This is a genomic window from Microbacterium sp. NPDC091662 (genome assembly GCF_044756705.1).
GTDB lineage: Bacteria > Actinomycetota > Actinomycetes > Actinomycetales > Microbacteriaceae > Microbacterium.
Genome location: NZ_JBIVTM010000001.1, coordinates 149,012 through 167,079 on the forward strand (window position 1 = coordinate 149,012; position 18,068 = coordinate 167,079).

At 67.5% G+C, this 18,068-nt stretch carries 18 protein-coding genes and 2 tRNA genes; 15 read left to right on the forward strand and 5 right to left on the reverse strand.

The window, feature by feature from the left end; genetic code table 11:
- Nucleotides 1-73: 73 nt before the first annotated feature.
- Nucleotides 74-322, forward strand: a complete 249-nt coding sequence (gene secG / locus ACIQLD_RS00730; protein ID WP_047524024.1) for a preprotein translocase subunit SecG — start codon at nt 74-76, stop codon at nt 320-322.
- Nucleotides 322-675 carry an RNA polymerase-binding protein RbpA gene (locus ACIQLD_RS00735; RefSeq protein WP_017830291.1) on the forward strand — a complete coding sequence of 118 codons (354 nt, stop codon included), beginning with the start codon at nt 322-324 and terminating at the stop codon, nt 673-675. Before secG ends, ACIQLD_RS00735 begins: the two co-directional genes overlap by 1 nt.
- A gap of 69 nt (nt 676-744) precedes the next feature.
- On the opposite strand, the gene ACIQLD_RS00740 is transcribed toward ACIQLD_RS00735, so the two are convergent.
- Together ACIQLD_RS00740 and ACIQLD_RS00745 are read right to left on the reverse strand one after the other, a co-directional pair.
- Nucleotides 745-1,974: a hypothetical protein gene (locus ACIQLD_RS00740; RefSeq protein WP_402603911.1), complete on the reverse strand. Its 1,230-nt coding sequence runs from the start codon at nt 1,972-1,974 to the stop codon at nt 745-747.
- Between the two features lie 163 nt (nt 1,975-2,137).
- Nucleotides 2,138-2,208 (reverse strand) — tRNA-Gly (locus tag ACIQLD_RS00745).
- Nucleotides 2,209-2,316: 108 nt separating this feature from the next.
- Here ACIQLD_RS00745 and ACIQLD_RS00750 point away from each other — a divergent pair.
- The 11 genes from ACIQLD_RS00750 (at nt 2,317) to ACIQLD_RS00800 (ending at nt 12,199) form a co-directional block, all read left to right on the forward strand.
- Nucleotides 2,317-2,390 (forward strand) — tRNA-Pro (locus tag ACIQLD_RS00750).
- A 63-nt stretch (nt 2,391-2,453) separates the two neighbouring features.
- Nucleotides 2,454-3,926 carry a trigger factor gene (tig, locus tag ACIQLD_RS00755; RefSeq protein WP_402603913.1) on the forward strand — a complete coding sequence of 491 codons (1,473 nt, stop codon included), beginning with the start codon at nt 2,454-2,456 and terminating at the stop codon, nt 3,924-3,926.
- Between the two features lie 70 nt (nt 3,927-3,996).
- Nucleotides 3,997-4,491, forward strand: a complete 495-nt coding sequence (locus tag ACIQLD_RS00760) for a tetratricopeptide repeat protein (RefSeq protein WP_402603915.1) — start codon at nt 3,997-3,999, stop codon at nt 4,489-4,491.
- An 81-nt stretch (nt 4,492-4,572) separates the two neighbouring features.
- Complete coding sequence (locus tag ACIQLD_RS00765) at nt 4,573-5,169, forward strand: ATP-dependent Clp protease proteolytic subunit (RefSeq protein WP_017830295.1); 597 nt, start codon at nt 4,573-4,575, stop codon at nt 5,167-5,169.
- A gap of 20 nt (nt 5,170-5,189) precedes the next feature.
- The gene (locus ACIQLD_RS00770; protein ID WP_402603918.1) at nt 5,190-5,831 is read left to right on the forward strand and encodes an ATP-dependent Clp protease proteolytic subunit; all 642 of its coding nucleotides are present in this window, start codon (nt 5,190-5,192) and stop codon (nt 5,829-5,831) included.
- 152 nt (nt 5,832-5,983) lie between these two features.
- The gene (locus ACIQLD_RS00775) at nt 5,984-6,919 is read left to right on the forward strand and encodes a sugar-binding transcriptional regulator (protein WP_402603920.1); all 936 of its coding nucleotides are present in this window, start codon (nt 5,984-5,986) and stop codon (nt 6,917-6,919) included.
- The gene (gene deoC, locus ACIQLD_RS00780; protein ID WP_402603923.1) at nt 6,916-7,917 is read left to right on the forward strand and encodes a deoxyribose-phosphate aldolase; all 1,002 of its coding nucleotides are present in this window, start codon (nt 6,916-6,918) and stop codon (nt 7,915-7,917) included. Before ACIQLD_RS00775 ends, deoC begins: the two co-directional genes overlap by 4 nt.
- 13 nt (nt 7,918-7,930) lie before the next feature.
- Nucleotides 7,931-9,373, forward strand: coding sequence for an aldehyde dehydrogenase family protein (locus ACIQLD_RS00785; RefSeq protein ID WP_402603925.1), 1,443 nt, complete (start codon nt 7,931-7,933; stop codon nt 9,371-9,373).
- A complete protein-coding gene (locus ACIQLD_RS00790) occupies nt 9,370-10,221 on the forward strand; it encodes an aldehyde dehydrogenase family protein (protein WP_402603928.1) in 852 nt (283 codons plus the stop codon). The genes ACIQLD_RS00785 and ACIQLD_RS00790 overlap by 4 nt, the downstream gene beginning before the upstream one ends.
- A 176-nt stretch (nt 10,222-10,397) precedes the next feature.
- Entirely contained in the window at nt 10,398-11,666 is a 1,269-nt protein-coding gene (clpX, locus tag ACIQLD_RS00795) for an ATP-dependent Clp protease ATP-binding subunit ClpX (RefSeq protein ID WP_402603931.1), read from the forward strand.
- 26 nt (nt 11,667-11,692) lie between these two features.
- Entirely contained in the window at nt 11,693-12,199 is a 507-nt protein-coding gene (locus tag ACIQLD_RS00800) for an NUDIX hydrolase (RefSeq protein WP_402603934.1), read from the forward strand.
- Between the two features lie 30 nt (nt 12,200-12,229).
- Here ACIQLD_RS00800 and ACIQLD_RS00805 read toward each other — a convergent pair whose 3' ends face one another.
- The 3 genes from ACIQLD_RS00805 to ACIQLD_RS00815 are packed head-to-tail and all read right to left on the reverse strand — an operon-like array spanning nt 12,230 to nt 15,748.
- Entirely contained in the window at nt 12,230-12,727 is a 498-nt protein-coding gene (locus ACIQLD_RS00805) for a GyrI-like domain-containing protein (RefSeq protein WP_402603937.1), read from the reverse strand.
- A 4-nt stretch (nt 12,728-12,731) separates the two neighbouring features.
- Nucleotides 12,732-14,798: a M3 family metallopeptidase gene (locus ACIQLD_RS00810; protein ID WP_402603939.1), complete on the reverse strand. Its 2,067-nt coding sequence runs from the start codon at nt 14,796-14,798 to the stop codon at nt 12,732-12,734.
- A 32-nt stretch (nt 14,799-14,830) separates the two neighbouring features.
- A complete protein-coding gene (locus tag ACIQLD_RS00815) occupies nt 14,831-15,748 on the reverse strand; it encodes a LysR family transcriptional regulator (RefSeq protein ID WP_402603941.1) in 918 nt (305 codons plus the stop codon).
- A gap of 83 nt (nt 15,749-15,831) precedes the next feature.
- Between ACIQLD_RS00815 and tdh the strand changes: the two genes are divergently transcribed.
- Nucleotides 15,832-16,875, forward strand: coding sequence for an L-threonine 3-dehydrogenase (gene tdh / locus ACIQLD_RS00820; RefSeq protein ID WP_402603943.1), 1,044 nt, complete (start codon nt 15,832-15,834; stop codon nt 16,873-16,875).
- Nucleotides 16,875-18,053 carry a glycine C-acetyltransferase gene (locus ACIQLD_RS00825; RefSeq protein ID WP_402603945.1) on the forward strand — a complete coding sequence of 393 codons (1,179 nt, stop codon included), beginning with the start codon at nt 16,875-16,877 and terminating at the stop codon, nt 18,051-18,053. The genes tdh and ACIQLD_RS00825 overlap by 1 nt, the downstream gene beginning before the upstream one ends.
- Nucleotides 18,054-18,068 lie beyond the last annotated feature (15 nt).

The window sequence follows — 18,068 nt, forward strand, 5'->3', positions numbered from 1 at the left end:
GGGCTTCGGCCCCGCTGCACCGTATACTTGACCGTTACGGGGGCGCTCCGGCCCCAGCGAAAGGCTCTTTCTCGTGGCAATTCTCGAGTTCGTCCTGCAGGTCGTGCTGGGCATCACCAGCGTTCTGCTGACCCTCCTCATCCTCTTGCACAAAGGCCGCGGCGGTGGCCTGTCCGACATGTTCGGTGGAGGCATGACCTCAGCGGTCGGCTCTTCCGGGCTCGCGGAGCGGAACCTGAACCGCTTCACCGTCGTCCTGGCGCTGACGTGGTTCATCTCCATCGTCGCGCTGGGCCTCATCACGAAATTCGAGGTCATCTGATGGCTACCGGTGGAAACGCGATCCGCGGCACCCGTGTCGGCTCCGGCCCCATGGGCGAGCAGGACCACGGCTATCACGCCGACCGCATCGCGGTCTCGTACTGGGACGGTCTCGGCAACGAGACCGTGCGGTACTTCGCCGCCGGTCTCCCCGAAGAGGAGATCCCGGAGACGATCGATCACCCGCAGTCCGGTCTGCCGGCCGGTCGCGACAAGGAGAATCCTCCTGCGCTCGCGAAGGCCGAGCCGTACAAGACGCACCTCGCCTACGTGAAGGAGCGTCGTACCGACGAGGAAGCCGTTCAGCTTCTGGACGACGCGCTCACGCAGCTGCGCGAGCGCCGAGGTCAGTGACCTCGGTCTGACATCGAAGAAGCCGCCGCGAGTCATCGCGGCGGCTTCTTCCGTATCCGGATGCAGTCCTCAGCGGCAGCCCGCTGCGGCGTCGATGTAGTTCTGCGGGGGATAGCCATACGCCCATACCCCGTTGGCGTCGTCGGTGTAGCCCATGCTGATGGCCCACGCGGTCGCCCACTTCTCGATGCTGTCCTGGGTCGAGGAGTCGTACATGCTCTGGCACTTCACGCTGATCGCGTGCCCCACCTCGTGGGCGACGAGCGCCCTGCTGCGGACGGCCGGCCACTGTTCGGCGACCGAGTTCGAGAGCTCGATCGTGGCGCGTCCGGAGTCACCCCACCACCACGTCGTGTAGCCGCCCATGCTGCCGTTGTAGCCGGCGCCGCTCACGACCGGCGACCAGTCGAAGTCGAGGAGTACGCCGGGCGCGAGGGATCGGGCGAACGCCTCGATCTCGAGCCGCGCGTTCAGCAGCGGTCCTGCCTTCTCCGCCAGCTCTTCGCTCTCGGTGGCGACGACCTGGGCGGCCGCGTCCTGCAGCAAGAGGTAGGCGGTTGCGGTGCTGTCATCCACGGTCGTCGCGGCGGTCGCGTCGGCAGCTGCTGTGCGTAGGGCGATCACGGCGTCGTTGCGGGCGGAGACGTGGGCGGACTCGAATCCTGGAGCAGCCGCGCCGGCGGCGGTGATCACGGCCAGACCGCCCTCCGTCACGGCCTTCAGTGCTTCGGCCGTATCGGTGGCGGTTTCCGCGAGGTCGTCGGACAGCGCGTCGACTTCTTGTCGTCGCTGCTCCAACTCCGACGTGGCGCCGAACAGTTCCCAGAACCACCCGGGCTTCGTGCCCGCACCGGGGATCTCCGTCGAGACCACGCCCTCTGCGTCGGATGCGGCGGTTATCCCGTCGGTGACCGCCGAGGCGAAACCCGTCTGGGCATCGTCGGGCACTGCGATCGGTTGGTTTCCCGCGGCGAGGATCCGTCCCGCCGCGTCTGTGGCAGCGCGAAGGCCCGCGATCTCCTCGCGGACCTGCGCCTTCGTGGTCGATGTCGCTTCCGCAGCGCTCACGTACCGCGACACGGCACTGTCGTACCCGAGATTCGCCGTCACCTGAGTGAGGACCAGCGCCGTGATCGCGGCAGCTCCGCCGATCAGACCGACGGTGATGCCCGTGCGCCTCTTCCGGCGTGGCGTCGCCGCTGCAGCGGGTGGACCAGCGGAGAACACGACGGGCAGCACGTGCCCACCGGGGAGCGGTGCCGTGCGTGTGTCGACGCCCTGCCGCGACTGGTCGGTCACGTCGTGCCCATTCGATGATGCCTTCCGGTCGGAGACTGCGTGCAGCGATGCTGTCAGCGTATTCGACGGAACGGGCGGAGTCCGAGAAGGTCTCACCGGAATCGGAGAAGGTCCCACGGAATCGGAGAAGGCCTCCACCGATGGTGGAGGCCTTCTCGCGCGGAGGGGCTGACGGGAATCGAACCCGCATCATTAGTTTGGAAGACTAAGGCTTTACCACTAAGCTACAGCCCCGGATCCGGACCCCTGAGAGGTTCGGTACCGACTCATCGACTATACCGGACTCTGACGCATGCTCCTGTCCGTTAGACTCGGTGGGGCTGAATCCGCATGCGGATTCCCCGGGGCGTAGCTCAGTTTGGTAGAGCGCCCGCTTTGGGAGCGGGAGGTCGCAGGTTCAACTCCTGTCGCCCCGACACGGCCCCCACGGACCTTACAGCCGCGATTCGAAGCGGAAATCACAAGGAGAACACACCAGCATGGCGAACAGCACCGTCGAGAAGCTGACCCCGACCCGGGTCAAGCTCACCATCACGGTCACCCCGGACGACCTCAAGCCCAGCATCGCTCACGCGTACGAGCACATCGCTCAGGACGTGCAGATCCCCGGCTTCCGCAAGGGCAAGGTCCCGGCTCCGATCATCGACCAGCGCATCGGTCGCGGCGCCGTCATCGAGCACGCCGTCAACGAGGGCCTGGACAAGTTCTTCCGCGAGGCGACGGTCGAGCACAAGCTGCGCGTCGTCGGCCGTCCGGCTGCCGACATCACGCAGTGGCCGAACGAGAAGGACTTCTCGGGAGACCTCCTCGTCGACATCGAGGTGGACGTCCGCCCCGAGATCGAGCTGCCCTCCTACGACGGCATCACGGTGACCGTCGACGCCGTCGAGGCCGACGACGCCGCGCTCGATGCCGAGCTCGACAACATGCGCGCTCGCTTCGGCACGCTGGTCCCGGTCGACCGTCCCGCAGCGAAGGGCGACTTCGTCGAGCTCGACCTCGTCGCCACGATCGACGGTGCCGAGATCGACCGCGCCGAGGGCGTCTCGTACGAGATCGGCTCCGGCGAGCTGCTCGAGGGCATCGACGACGCGATCGAGTCGCTCACCGCCGGTGAGGACACCACGTTCCGCTCCGCGCTCGTCGGCGGTGACCACGCCGGCTCCGAGGCCGAGGTCTCCGTGACCGTCAAGGCGGTCAAGGAGCGCGAGCTCCCCGAGGCCGACGACGACTTCGCGCAGATCGCCAGCGAGTTCGACACGATCGCGGAACTGCGCGAGAGCCTGGCCGAGCGCGTCGCTCAGCAGGGCGTGTTCACCCAGGGTTCGGCCGCGCGCGACAAGCTCGTCGAGGCACTCCTCGAGAAGATCGAGATCCCCGTCCCGCCGCAGCTCATCGAGGACGAGGTGCACAACCACCTCGAGGGCGAAGGCCGTCTCGAGGACGAGGTGCACCGCGCCGAGGTCACCGAGGCGAGCGAGAAGCAGTTCCGCACGCAGGTGCTCCTCGACACGATCGCCGAGCAGGCCGATGTTCAGGTCTCGCAGGAAGAGCTCAGCCAGTACCTCATCCAGTCGGCTGCGCAGTACGGCATGGCTCCCCAGGAGTTCGTCGAGGCGCTGCAGTCCTCGAACCAGCTCCCGGCGCTCGTCGGAGAGGTCGCCCGCAACAAGGCCCTCGCGATCGCGCTCGGCAAGGTGAAGGTCGTCGACAGCAACGGCAAGGCCGTCGATCTGTCCGACTTCATCGTGACTGATGACGAGGCAGAGTCGACCGACTCCACCGAGGCCGAGGAGAAGCCGGCCGCCAAGAAGGCTCCGGCCAAGAAGCCGGCCGCCAAGAAGGCTCCGGCCAAGAAGGCCGACGAGGCTGACGACGCCGAGAAGCCTGCTGCCAAGAAGCCCGCTGCCAAGAAGGCTCCGGCCAAGAAGGCGGCCGACACGGCCGAGTGATCGGACACGATCCAGTGAAGAGGGCGGGTGCTGCGGCATCCGCCCTCTTTTCCATCCAGGGAGGACGACGATGAAGACGTGGGATGAGCGCATCGACGAGGTGTGGGACGACGCGGCGGGCGAGGAGGTCGGGGACGACACGATCGCCCGCATCGACGCCCTCGCGGCCGAGCGCGGACCCGACGACGCCCGCGCCGAATTCGAGCGTGCAGGCGCGCGGGATTCCGCGGGAAGGCCGGCGGAGGCTGTCGTCCTCTACCGGCGCGCGCTGGCTTTGGGGCTGGATGGTGAGCATCGCCCCCAGTGCGTGATCCAGATGGCCAGTTCGCTGCGAAACCTCGGTGAGTACGACGAAGCCCTCGCCGTGATCCGCGCCGAGGAGGAGCTCTCGGCGGACGGCCCGTATCGTGACGCCATCGCGTGCGTCCATGCCCTCATCCTCGCGAGTGCTGGACGGCCAGCGCAGGGGCTCTCGGTGGCACTGCTCGCTCTGGTGCCGCATCTCCCGCGCTACCACCGGTCGATGACGGCGTATGCCCGCGAGATCGCGGACGCCGACACCTGATATGCCGACGGCGAACACGGCCTGGGTGCTGCGTTGTCGCCGGTAGATTCGAATCACTGAAACACGGAATCAGGAGCTGACATGGCTGCAGAACCCCTCCTCGCAACGAGCGTCTTCGACAGGTTGCTGAAGGACCGCATCATCTGGCTGGGGTCGGAGGTGCGCGACGAGAACGCGAACGAGATCTGCGCGAAGATCCTTCTTCTCGCCGCAGAAGACTCCGAGCGAGACATCTACCTCTACGTGAACTCGCCCGGCGGTTCGATCACCGCGGGCATGGCGATCTACGACACGATGCAGTTCGTGCCGAATGACATCGTCACGGTCGGCATCGGAATGGCCGCATCGATGGGCCAGCTGCTGCTGACCGCCGGCACCAAGGGCAAGCGCTACATCACGCCCAACGCCCGTGTGCTGCTGCACCAGCCGCACGGTGGCTTCGGCGGAACGTCGAGCGACATCCAGACCCAGGCGCAGCTCATCATGTCGATGAAGAACCGCCTCGCCGAGATCACCGCGGCGCAGACCGGCAAGTCGGTCGAGCAGATCAACGCCGACGGTGACCGCGACCGCTGGTTCACCGCCGAGGAAGCCCTCGAGTACGGCTTCGTCGACCACATCCGCGAATCGGCCTCCGACGTCATCGGCGGCGGCGGAACCGACCAGGACACCGAGTAACGGAAAGCGAAAGGACGCTCATGTACACACCCACCTTCCGCGCTGCCGGTGACCTGCCCTCCAGCCGCTACGTGCTCCCGCAGTTCGAGGAGCGCACGGCCTACGGATTCAAGCGCCAGGACCCGTACAACAAGCTGTTCGAAGACCGCGTGATCTTCCTCGGCGTGCAGGTCGACGACGCGTCGGCCGACGACGTCATGGCGCAGCTCCTCGTCCTGGAGAGCCAGGATGCCGAGCGCGACATCACCATGTACATCAACTCGCCCGGTGGTTCGTTCACCGCGATGACGGCGATCTACGACACGATGCAGTACGTCGCACCGCAGATCCAGACCGTCGTGCTCGGCCAGGCGGCCTCCGCTGCGGCCGTGCTGCTCGCGGCCGGTGCGCCGGGCAAGCGCCTCGCACTCCCGAACGCTCGCGTGCTCATCCACCAGCCCGCGATGGGGGAGGCCGGCCACGGCCAGGCCTCCGACATCGAGATCCAGGCCGCGGAGATCCTTCGCATGCGGACCTGGCTCGAGGAAACCCTCGCCGGCCACACGAAGCGCACGCCGGAGCAGGTGAACCGCGACATCGATCGCGACAACATCCTCTCTGCCGCGCAGGCGCTGGAGTACGGCATCGTCGACCAGGTGCTCACGACGCGCAAGCGCGTCTGACCCGATCGATCCCGAAGGGCGTCCGTCATCACGACGGGCGCCCTTCGTCGTATCCGGCGGATGTGCAGAGCCTTCTCCCTGGGATGCGCATATGAGCATCTTGATGCGCGAACGCTGACGAGGGCTTACTCTGGAGGAGGAAGGAGGATGCCGTGGAAGAAGATCTGCTCATGGTTCGCGTCGCCGAGCTGTACTACGACGAGGACAAGACCCAGGACGAGATCGGCGGACTCCTCAAGATCTCTCGCTGGAAGGTCGGCCGCCTGCTGACGCAGGCTCGCGAACGCGGCATCGTGCGCATCGAGATCGTGCACCCCCGCGCCCGCAGGCTCGGCCTCGAGCGGCTTCTGGTCGACCGGTTCGGACTGACGGATGCCGTCGTCGTGCCGGCCCCGGAAGGCGATGACGGCACGCTCGAGCGGGTGGCGCAGGCCGCCGCCGACTTCCTGACCGCACTGCGGCCGGTGCCCCGCACGCTCGGGGTGAGCTGGGGGCGCACGCTCCGCGCCGTCGCCGAGGCGCTCCCGGACGGATGGGCGAACGGCGTGACCGTCGTGCAGCTCAACGGGGGAGTGAGCCTGAATCGGCGCTCCGGCGGCGCGGCAGGCCTCGCCGTCACGATCGCTCAGCGCGCATCGGGCCAGGTCTCGCTGCTGCCGAGCCCTGCCATTCTCGAGCGTGTGGAGACGAAGCAGGCGATCGAGTCCGACCGCACCGTCGCCGCCGTGCTCGAAGAAGCAGCGGAGGCGCAGGCGTTCCTGTTCACCGCCGGACCCTGCGACGCCTCGTCCGCACACGTCGAAAACGGCTACCTCAGCGTTGAGGATGTCGAGGAGCTCGCGCGTCGTGGCGCGGTCGGAGACGTTCTCGGCCGCTACGTCGACGCCGAGGGGAACATCGTCGACTCGCAGCTCGATGCGCGAACGGTCGGCGTCTCGCTCGATCGTCTGCGCGGAGCCGCGCACGCGATCTTCGTGACGGCTGGCCCCGCCAAGCACGACATCGCACGCACCGTGGTCACCAGCGGCCTCTGTGGCGTTCTGGTGACCGATGAGACCACAGCACGAGCATTGTTGGAGGAACAGTGACGACCAAAGAACTCAGCCGCAGGACGGCGGTGGACGTTCTGGGCGGAGAGCCCGACGACGCCACGCTCCGGCGCTTCCTGCACGGACTTCCCGGTGTGGACGCCGTCGGTCTGGAGCAGCGCGCTGCCGGCCTCGGCACCCGCTCGATCAAGACCACCTCGAAGGCGTGGGCGCTCGACACGATCATCAAACTGATCGACCTCACCACCCTCGAGGGTGCGGACACCCCCGGCAAGGTGCGCTCGCTCGTCGCCAAGGCGAAGACACCCGACGCCGCCGACCCCTCGACCCCGCGGGTCGCCGCGGTCTGCGTCTACGGCGACATGGTCGGCGACGCGGTCACCGCACTCGGCGGCCTGCATGGCGATCCCGACGACGGACTGATCTCGGTCGCGGCCGTGGCCACGGCGTTCCCGAGCGGGCGCTCGTCTCTCGCGATCAAGCTCGCCGACACCGCGGAAGCGGTCGCCGCCGGGGCCGACGAGATCGACATGGTCATCGACCGTGGGGCATTCCTCTCCGGCCGCTACGGCCTCGTGTTCGACCAGATCGCCCAGGTCAAGGAAGCGTGCCGTCGTGAAGACGGCTCGTATGCCTCGCTCAAGGTGATCCTGGAGACCGGTGAGCTGAACACCTACGACAACATCAAGCGTGCCTCGTGGCTGGGCATCCTGGCGGGAGGGGACTTCATCAAGACCTCGACCGGAAAGGTGCAGCCTGCCGCGACGCTCCCGACGACTCTCCTGATGCTGGAGACGGTGCGCGACTGGCACCGCGGCACCGGAGAGAAGATCGGCGTGAAACCGGCCGGTGGTATCCGCTCCTCGAAGGACGCGGTGAAGTACCTCGTCACCGTCGCCGAGACCGTGGGCGAGGAGTGGCTGCAGCCGCACCTCTTCCGGTTCGGCGCATCCAGCCTCCTCAACGACGTTCTCCTGCAGCGTCAGAAGCTCAGCTCCGGCCGCTACTCGGGCCCCGACTACGTCACGATCGACTGACGGGAAGACGAACATGTCATTTCTGGAATACGCTCCCGCACCGGAGTCCACCGCGATCCTGAACCTCAAGGACAGTTACGGGCTGTTCATCGACGGCGAGTTCGTCGACGGCTCCGGTACCCCGTTCACCACGATCTCGCCCGCGACCGAGAAGCACATCGCCGAGATCGCCTCGGCCAGTGACGAGGATGTCGACCGTGCGGTCGCCGCCGCCCGTCGCGCCTACGAGAAGACCTGGTCGAGGATGAGCGGCCGCGACCGCGGGAAGTACCTCTTCCGCATCGCCCGCCTCGTGCAGGAGCGCGCTCGCGAGCTCGCCGTCGCCGAGAGCCTCGACAACGGCAAGCCGATCAAGGAGAGCCGCGACGTCGATGTTCCGCTCGTTGCCTCCTGGTTCTTCTACTACGCGGGCTGGGCCGACAAGCTCGACCATGCGGGACTCGGCGCCAACCCCCGGGCGCTCGGTGTCGCCGGTCAGATCATCCCGTGGAACTTCCCGCTGCTGATGCTCGCCTGGAAGATCGCCCCCGCTCTCGCCGCCGGTAACACGGTCGTGCTCAAGCCCGCAGAGACCACGCCCCTCACGGCGCTGATCTTCGCGGAGATCCTGCAGCAGGCAGACCTGCCTGCTGGCGTGGTCAACATCGTCACGGGTGCCGGCGCCACGGGCTCGACGCTGGTGCGTCACCCCGACGTCGACAAGGTCGCCTTCACCGGCTCCACCGGCGTGGGTCGCGACATCGCACGCGCGGTGGCCGGAACGCGCAAGAAGCTGACGCTGGAACTCGGCGGCAAGGCGGCGAACATCGTGTTCGACGACGCCCCCATCGACCAGGCTGTCGAGGGCATCGTGAACGGGATCTTCTTCAACCAAGGTCACGTGTGCTGCGCCGGCAGTCGTCTGCTCGTGCAGGAGTCGATCCACGATGAGGTCGTCGACCGGCTCAAGACACGCCTGTCGACGCTGCGTCTGGGCGACCCGCTCGACAAGAACACCGACATCGGTGCGATCAATTCGGCGGCACAGCTTGCCCGCATCCGCGAGCTCAGCGATATCGGCGAGGCCGAGGGCGCTGAGCGATGGACCGCGGACTGCGCGATCCCGGAGCAGGGCTTCTGGTTCGCGCCGACGATCTTCACCGGTGTCGAGGCATCGCATCGCATCGCCCGCGACGAGGTCTTCGGCCCCGTGCTCTCGGTGCTCACCTTCCGCACTCCGGCCGAGGCGATCGCGAAGGCGAACAACACGCCCTACGGTCTCTCCGCCGGCATCTGGTCCGACAAGGGATCGCGCATCCTTGCGGTGGCCGACCGTCTGCGTGCGGGCGTCATCTGGGCCAACACCTTCAACCGCTTCGACCCGTCGAGCCCGTTCGGCGGCTACAAGGAGTCCGGATTCGGCCGCGAGGGCGGCCGCCAGGGTCTCACCGCCTACCTCAAGGGAGCCGCAGCATGAGCAAGCGACTGACCGTTCCGAAGACGTACAAGCTGGCGATCGGCGGGGCCTTCCCGCGGAGCGAGTCCGGCCGCACGTACGAGGTGCTCACGCCGAAGGGCGCCTTCCTCGCGAACGCCGCGAAGGGTTCCCGCAAGGACGCCCGCGACGCCGTGGTGGCCGCGCGTGCGGCCGTCAAGGGCTGGTCCGGTGCGACCGCCTACAACCGCGGCCAGGTCCTCTACCGCGTCGCGGAGGTGCTCGAGGGGCGTCGCGCGCAGTTCATCGACGAGATCTCGGCTCAGGAGGGCGTGTCGTCTGCAGCCGCCGCCTCGCAGGTCGACGAAGCGATCGACCTCTGGGTCTGGTATGCCGGGTGGTGCGACAAGTACGCCCAGGTGGCAGGCAATGCGAACCCTGTCTCCGGACCGTACTTCAACATCTCCGTGCCGGAGCCGACGGGCGTCGTGGCGATCGTCGCCCCGCAGGACTCGGCGCTGCTCGGCCTGGTGTCGGTCGTGGCTCCCGCCCTGGTCGCCGGGAACACGGTGGTCGTCGTCGCGAGCGAGCAGCACCCGCTCTCAGCCATCAGCCTCGCCGAGGTGCTCGCCACCAGCGACGTTCCCGGCGGAGTCGTCAACGTGCTCACGGGCTCGCCCGCGGAGATCGCACCGTGGCTGGCCTCGCATCAGGACGTGAACGCTCTCGACCTCGCCGGCGCCGGCGCTCTCGACTGGGTCGACATGCAGATCGCCGCAGCGGAGACGCTCAAGCGGGTGCTCACCCCCGGAGAGGTCGTCGCCTCACCGGAGCGTATCGGGGCCTTCACCGAGGTGAAGACCGTCTGGCACACCAAGAGCATGGTCTGACCGTCCCGTCGATCTCGTGAAGGGGTCGGGAGCCGTCGCCCACATCCGGGCAGCTGAAGGCTCCCGGCCCCTTCGCCGTTTCACGACCCGATGTCGAGTGTCCTCAATGCGGCCCGGTGTCGTATGCAGAGGTTAGGCTCGAAGGACGATCTCTGATCCCCCCTAGGAGGACGCGCATGGCCCGCATCGGTGAAAGCGCTGACCTGTTCAAATGCTCTTTCTGCGGAAAGAGTCAGAAGCAGGTCCAGCAGCTCATCGCCGGCCCCGGCGTGTACATCTGCGACGAGTGCGTCGAGCTGTGCAACGAGATCATCGAAGAGCGGATGGCCGAGTCGTCTGCCGACGGGGTCGCCGAGTTCGAGCTCCCGAAGCCGCGTGAGATCTTCGCCTTCCTCGAGGAATACGTGGTCGGACAAGAGCCGGCCAAGCGTGCTCTCGCCGTCGCCGTCTACAACCACTACAAGCGGGTGCGCGCACACGGCACCCTGCAGACGGCCGAGCAGAAGGCCGAAGAGGTCGAGATCGCCAAGAGCAACATCCTGCTCATCGGGCCGACCGGCTGCGGTAAGACCTACCTCGCGCAGACGCTCGCGAAACGCCTCAACGTCCCCTTCGCCGTCGCCGACGCCACCGCGCTGACCGAAGCGGGCTACGTCGGAGAAGACGTCGAGAACATCCTCCTCAAGCTCATCCAGGCCGCCGACTACGACGTCAAGCGTGCCGAGCAGGGAATCATCTATATCGATGAGGTCGACAAGATCGCCCGGAAGGCCGAGAATCCGTCGATCACCCGCGATGTCTCGGGCGAGGGCGTGCAGCAGGCCCTCCTGAAGATCATCGAGGGCACGGTCGCCTCGGTCCCTCCGCAGGGCGGCCGCAAGCACCCGCACCAGGAGTTCCTGCAGATCGATACGTCCAACGTGCTGTTCATCGTGGCCGGCGCCTTCGCCGGTCTCGAAGACATCGTGTCGGCACGCGTCGGCAAACACGGCATCGGCTTCGGGGCCCCGCTGCATGACAAGGGCAAGGACCTCGACCTCTTCAGTGAGGTGCTGCCCGAAGATCTGCACAAGTTCGGTCTGATCCCCGAGTTCATCGGGCGTCTGCCTGTCGTCACCAACGTGTCGCCGCTTGACCAGGATGCGCTGATCGACATCCTCACCGGGCCGCGCAATGCGTTGGTGAAGCAGTACCAGCGCATGTTCGAGATCGACGGCGTGCAGCTCGAGTTCGAAGAGGAAGCGCTCCGATCCATCGCCGACCTCGCCGTCGAACGCAAGACCGGTGCTCGTGGACTCCGGGCGATCCTGGAAGACGTGCTCGGACCGATCATGTTCGAGATCCCGTCGGCAGAAGACGTCGCCAAGGTGATCGTGACCCGTGCGGCCGTCGATGAAGGCGCGCCGCCCACGATCGTGATGGAGCGCAAGCGCAAGAGCGCATGAGTGCGGAGCCGGAACCCTGGAAGACGGTGGCGAGGAACACTCTCGTCGCCGACCGGTGGATCCGCCTGCATGCAGATGACTGTGAAGATGTCAGCGGGCTCTCCATAGCGCCGTACTACGTGCTGGAGTACGCCGACTGGATATCGGTCCTCGCTCTCGATCGGAACGACGACGCCATCCTGGTGGAGGAATACCGGCACGGTGCCCGCGTCGTGGCGCTCGGCACGATAGGCGGCGGAGTGGAGCCCGGAGAGTCTCCGGAGGACGCGGCCGCCCGCGAACTCCTGGAGGAGACGGGCTTCGTGGCGGATGAGCTCATCGACCTCGGTGCGACGTGGGCGAACTTCGGCAACCACACCAACCGCGTGCATCACTTCCTCGCTCGCGGATGCGAGCGCGTGGCGGAGCAGTCGCTCGACGACAGCGAGTCGATCGCGGTGCACGTGCTGTCACTCGACGGACTCGGCGACCGTCTCTCGCAGAGCTACCACCAGCTCACCTGGTACAAGGCGATGGACCAGCTCGGACGCTGAGCCCGCCGTTCCGCGATCCGCCCGATGTTCTCAGGTGGTCGGCATGACGAGGTCGGTGCGCAGCTCTGCCGGGGTGGTGCTCGGGTCGGACACGTAGATCTCGATCCAGACGCCGCCGGGACGGAGACCCTGTGCGCCGGCGCGCTCGACGAGCCCACCCCATGCACCGCCGAGCTCTTCGTAGGAGCCGAACAGCGTCGTCGCCACCGCAGGGCCCGCGGGCAGCGTCGAGGCGACGATGACGCGCCCGTTCGCCGTCGGGATCGGGTTCTCCGGGGGAGTCTGAACCGGAAAGCCGAGTTCCAGGTCGAAGACGCCCATCGGATCTCCGTGGTAGATCGCGAGCGCCGGGCCGGTCGGGATCAGCACTTCTCCGGCGAAGGTGAGGGCGATGGCCGCGTAGCCCGCGTCGAATGCCTCCTGGATATCGGCCAGACGGATGCCGTTGTGGCGGATCACCGCGAGGGGCACGGCATCGAGGTCGAGGCGGTCCGCAGGGCCGAACGGGGTGTCAGGGAATACGTTCATGCGCTCAGAGTCCCACGACTCCGCCGTCCAGTCCACGGCGCTTCAGCAGCGGCTCGATCTCGGCATCGCGGCCGCGGAAGTCGCGATAGGCCTCGAGCGGATCCTTCGAGCCGCCCACCCCGAGCAGGCGCTCACGGAACCGGTCGCCGTTCCCGCGCGTGAGGCCGCCGTTCTCGCGGAACCAGTCCACCGTGTCGGCGTCGAGAACCTCGCTCCAGATGTAGGAGTAGTAGCCTGCGCTGTACCCGCCGGAGAAGACGTGGGCGAAGTAGGTGGACGAGTAGCGGGTCGGCACGGCAGGATCGTCGAGCCCGATATCGGTCAGGGCGCCAGCCTCGAACGCGGCGACGTCGTCGACGGTGGCCGCCGTGGTCAGCCGGTGCCACGCCTGGTCGAGCCAGGCCGCGGCCAGGTATTCGCTGGTCGCATGTCCCTGGTCGAACGTCTCGGTCGCTCGCAGGCGCTCCACGATCGCCGGGTCGAGCGGTGCACCGGTCTCGTGGTGGCGTGCATAGTTGTCGAGCACCTCGGGCCACAGGATCCACATCTCGTTCACCTGGCTCGGAAACTCGACGAAATCGCGGAACACGTTGGTCCCCGAGAAGTGCGGGTAGGTCACCGTCGCGAAGAGCCCGTGCAGGGCGTGACCGAACTCGTGGAAGAGCGTCGTGACCTCGTCGAGGGTCAGCAGCGTCGGCTCACCCTCGCCCGGCAGCGGCACGTTGAGGTTGTTGACGACGACGGGAGCCGTGCCGCGCAGCCGTGACTGGCTCACGATCGCGTTCATCCAGGCGCCGCCGCGTTTCGAGTCGCGAGTGTAGAGGTCGAGCACGTACAGCCCGACCGGTGAGCCGTCGTCGTTGCGCACCTCGAAGACCCGAGCGCCGGGGTGGTAAGCGGCGAGGTCGTCGCGCTCGGAGAAGGTGACTCCGTACAACCGCGTCGCCGCGAAGAAGACGCCGTCCTGCAGGACGCGCTCGGCTTCGAACCAGGGTCGCAGCGCGCTGGAGTCGATGTCGTAGCGGGCGGTACGGACCCGCTCGGTGTAGAACGCCCAGTCGTGGGCCTCGATCGCGAAGGGCGCTGGCTCGGTCTCATCGACGATCGCCTGGAGGGCGGCGCGCTCGGCTCGCGCGTTGCGCGCGGCCGGGGCGGAGAGGCGACGGAGCATCTGCTCGACGGCCTCCGGGGTGCCGGCGGTCTCGTCGGCGGTGACATACGCCGCATGCGACTCGTAGCCCAGCAGGGCAGCGCGCTCTGCGCGCAGACGCACGATCTCGGAGAGCACCGCGCGGTTGTCGTTCGCGTTGCCCCGGGAAGCTCGCGCGCGCGATGCCGCCATGATGCGTCGGCGCGATTCCCGCACGCGAAGCTGCGACAGTGCGGGATGCCCGGTGAAGAGCGGGAGGGTGATCAGGAGCTTGCCGTCGAGGCCTCTGTCTGCCGCAGCGCGTGCGGCAGCTGACAGCTCTCCGGCGCTCAGGCCGTCGAGTTCGGTCGGGGAGTCGAACACCACGGCGAGATCGTTCGTGTCGTTCAGGAGGTTGCGCTCGAACGTGTTCGTCAGTGTGGACAGCTTCTGGTTCAGCGCGGTCAGCTGCTTCTTGGCGTCGTCGTCGAGGCCGGCGCCGGCATGTGTCATCTCGCGGTGGTGACGCTCCACCAGATACCGCTGCTCGGCATCGAGGTTCAGGGTGTCGAGCTGTTCGTACACGCGCCGCACGCGCCAGTACAGCGCGCCGTCGAGGGTGATCGCGTCCTGGTGAGCGGCCATGAGCGGTGCGAGCTGTTCGTCGATCTCCTGGATCTCGGGCGTCGCATCCGCCGAGCTCACGGTGTAGAAGGCGTGCGCGACCCGCTCGAGAAGCTCGCCGGAGCGCTCCAGCGCCTCGAAGGTGTTCTCGAACGTCGGCATCGACCGCACCATCGTGATGCGTCCGATCTCGCGGAGCTGCTCCTCGAAGCCGGCGTGGAACGCCGGGAGGTAGTGCTCGGCGCGGATCTCACGGTAGTCGGGGAGTCCGTAGGGGAGCGTCGACGGCTGCAGCAGCGGATTCGTGGCGTCGGTCATCCTCCGAGCCTATCCACCGGCATGCAGCGTGCTCAGGAACCGTCTTCGCTCAGGCGCGTCATCACGCGTCGCAGCGCATCGACGACCACCCGGACCGATCGGCGGCGCAGCGTCTCCGGGCGCGCGAGCAGGTCGATCATCCGGCGGGTGCTCACGCCTTCGAGCGGGATGCGTACGATGTCGCGGTCATCGACACTGCGCGAGGTGAAGCGCGGCAGCATTCCGACGACGCCCCCTGCGGCGACGACGGCCGACACCGCGCCGTAGTCGTTGATGCGGTGCAGGACATCGATCGGCCGGTTCGCGACGGCGGAGATCGCACGCAGCACGTCGTCGGGGGAGTAACCGATGCGGCTGGTGACCCACTGTTCCCCTGCGACGTCGGCGGGAGTGAGGCTCGAGCGGGCAGCGAGGGGATGGGAGATCGACACGGCCACATCGAGGGGTTCACGCACGAGCGTCAGACTCCGTACGCCCTGTGTCGGCCACGGCTGCGAGTGCTCCATGCGATGAGCGAGCACGAGGTCGTAGCGCGCGGTGAGCGCGGGGAACTCGCTCTGCGCGACATCCTCATCGGTCACCTGCACACTGGGTGCACGGGTATCGCCGGCGAACTCGCGCAGCAGCGGGCCGAACAACGCCTGGCCCACGCTGTGGAAGCCGCTCACGCTCACCACGCCGGTCGGAGCGTCCTCGAACTCCTCCACGGCATGCCGGGCGGCGGCCATGGCGTCGATCGCTTCGGTCGCGGCGGCCGCGAGCACCTCGCCTGCCGGGGTGAGGGCGAGCGTCCGCCCCTGCTTCTGCGTGAGCGGAGTGGGGAATCCGCGCTGCAGCACGGCCAACTGCTGGGAGACCGCGGACGGGGTGACGCGGAGAGCTTCGGCGACGGCGGTGACGCTTCCGAGAGCGCCGAGTTCGCGCAGGATCTGAAGCTGATGGAGTTCCACCCCCGAAAGTTTAGCAATTGCTACATCGATGGTGCAGACGTTAGCGGTTGCTCTACATCGTCTGTTGAGGTGGGATCGGAAGCATGAAGGCACTGTTCAAAGGCGCACCGGGTGCAGGACTCGAGCTCGTCGAGCGCCCCGATCCGATCGCCGGCACCGATGACGTCGTCATCCGCGTGCTGCGCACGGGAATCTGCGGCACCGATCTGCACATCCTCCGCTGGGACGATTGGGCGGCATCGGCGATCGTCGCTCCCCTGATCCCCGGCCACGAGTTCTACGGCGAGGTCGTCGAGGTCGGCCCCGGCGTGCACGACATCGCCGTCGGCGATCGGGTGTCCGGCGAAGGGCACATCGTGTGCGGCACCTGTCGCAACTGCCGGGCGGGACGCCGGCAGATGTGCATCCGCACGATCGGTCTCGGCCTGCAGCGGAACGGCGCCTTCGCGGAGTACCTCGCCCTTCCGGCGGCGAACGTGTGGGTGCATCACTCGGAGGTGACGCCCGAACTCGGCGCGATCTTCGATCCGCTCGGCAATGCCGTCCACACGGCGCTCACCTACCCGCTCGTCGGGGAGGACGTGCTCGTCACCGGTTGCGGACCCATCGGGCTGATGGCGATCGCCGTGGCCCGACATGCGGGTGCGCGATTCATCACCGCGACAGATGTCAGCGTGCCCCGCCTGGAGATGGCGCGCCGGATGGGCGCCGATGAGGTGGTCGACGTCTCGGTCCGCGACATCCGCGACGCGCAGCAGACGCTCGGCATGCGCGAGGGGTTCGACATCGGATTCGAGATGAGCGGCGCGCCGTCGGCACTGCCCGCCATGATCGACAACATGAATCACGGCGGCCGCATCGCGATGCTGGGCCTGCCGAGCGCGGGATTCGGTATCGACTGGGGCAAGCTCGTCACCCATATGCTCACGATCAAAGGCATCTACGGACGCGAGATGTTCGAGACGTGGAACGCGATGGGGGCGATGCTGCAGACCAGCGCCACCCTGCGGGACGCCATCGGCAGGGTGATCGCCGAGGTCGTCCCCGCTCGCGACTGGGAGCGCGGATTCGCCGCGGCCGAGTCGGCGGGAACCGGCAAGATCATCCTCGACTGGACGGAGCTGTGATGTACGGGACTTTTCAGAAGCATGTGTCGGACGAGCTGGCGGGTATCGAGGAGGCAGGGCTCACCAAGCATGAACGCGGCATCCGCGGACCGCAGAACGCGGAGATCACCGCCGACGGTGCGGAGGTGCTGAACTTCTGCGCGAACAACTATCTCGGGCTCGCCGACGATCCGCGCATCCTCGACGCAGCGACGACGGCCCTGCAGGAATGGGGCTACGGCCTCGCCAGCGTGCGCTTCATCTGCGGCACGCAGGAGCAGCACCTCGAGCTGGAACGTCGGCTCGCCGACTTCCTCGGCACGGACGAGGCCATCTTGTACTCGTCGTGCTTCGACGCGAACGGGGGAGTGTTCGAGACGCTGTTCTCCGCCGAGGACGCGATCATCTCGGACGAGCTGAACCACGCGTCGATCATCGACGGCATCCGACTCTCGAAGGCGCGGAGGCTCCGCTACCGCAACCGCGACATGGCCGATCTCGAAGAGCAGCTGCAGGCAGCGGCAGACGCCCGGTTCCGCGTGATCGTGACGGACGGCGTGTTCTCGATGGACGGCTACATCGCACCGCTCGCCGAGATCTGCGACCTGGCCGAGCGCTACGACGCACTGGTCTTCGTCGACGACTCGCACGCCGTCGGCTTCGTGGGGGAGAACGGTCGGGGAACGCCGGAGCTCTGCGGAGTCGCCGACCGCGTCGACATCTACACCGGGACGTTCGGCAAGGCGCTGGGCGGGGCCTCGGGCGGGTACGTCGCCTCGCACGCCGAGATCGTGGCGCTGCTGCGTCAGCGGTCCCGTCCCTATCTGTTCTCGAACACACTCGCTCCCGCGATCGTGGCCGGAACCCTGACCGCCCTCGACCTCGTCGAGGGGTCTGCCGACCTTCGAGCGCGGCTGCGCAGCAATGCCGCCCTCTTCCGGGATCGCATGACGGCTGAGGGTTTCGACCTGCTGCCGGGCGAGCACCCCATCGTCCCCGTCATGTTCGGCGATGCGGCGAAGACGGCCAGGATCGCCCGGGAGATGCAGGAGCGGGGCGTGTACGTGACCGCTTTCAGCTTTCCCGTCGTGCCGCGCGGGCTGGCGCGGATCCGTGTGCAGCTGTCGGCGGCGCACACCCCGGAACAGGTGGAGCGCTGCGTCGCGGCCTTCGTCGCGGCACGCGCTGTCGTGGGCTGATCGGTTGTTGCAAAG

Bases quoted from the DNA above. Each gene is read 5' to 3' on its own strand.
- ACIQLD_RS00735 (WP_017830291.1), top strand. From the start codon at position 322: ATGGCTACCGGTGGAAACGCGATCCGCGGCACCCGTGTCGGCTCCGGC.
- tig (WP_402603913.1), top strand. From the start codon at position 2,454: ATGGCGAACAGCACCGTCGAGAAGCTGACCCCGACCCGGGTCAAGCTC.
- ACIQLD_RS00760 (WP_402603915.1), top strand. From the start codon at position 3,997: ATGAAGACGTGGGATGAGCGCATCGACGAGGTGTGGGACGACGCGGCG.
- ACIQLD_RS00765 (WP_017830295.1), top strand. From the start codon at position 4,573: ATGGCTGCAGAACCCCTCCTCGCAACGAGCGTCTTCGACAGGTTGCTG.
- ACIQLD_RS00770 (WP_402603918.1), top strand. From the start codon at position 5,190: ATGTACACACCCACCTTCCGCGCTGCCGGTGACCTGCCCTCCAGCCGC.
- ACIQLD_RS00785 (WP_402603925.1), top strand. From the start codon at position 7,931: ATGTCATTTCTGGAATACGCTCCCGCACCGGAGTCCACCGCGATCCTG.
- ACIQLD_RS00790 (WP_402603928.1), top strand. From the start codon at position 9,370: ATGAGCAAGCGACTGACCGTTCCGAAGACGTACAAGCTGGCGATCGGC.
- clpX (WP_402603931.1), top strand. From the start codon at position 10,398: ATGGCCCGCATCGGTGAAAGCGCTGACCTGTTCAAATGCTCTTTCTGC.
- ACIQLD_RS00805 (WP_402603937.1), bottom strand. From the start codon at position 12,727: ATGAACGTATTCCCTGACACCCCGTTCGGCCCTGCGGACCGCCTCGAC.
- ACIQLD_RS00810 (WP_402603939.1), bottom strand. From the start codon at position 14,798: ATGACCGACGCCACGAATCCGCTGCTGCAGCCGTCGACGCTCCCCTAC.
- tdh (WP_402603943.1), top strand. From the start codon at position 15,832: ATGAAGGCACTGTTCAAAGGCGCACCGGGTGCAGGACTCGAGCTCGTC.
- ACIQLD_RS00825 (WP_402603945.1), top strand. From the start codon at position 16,875: ATGTACGGGACTTTTCAGAAGCATGTGTCGGACGAGCTGGCGGGTATC.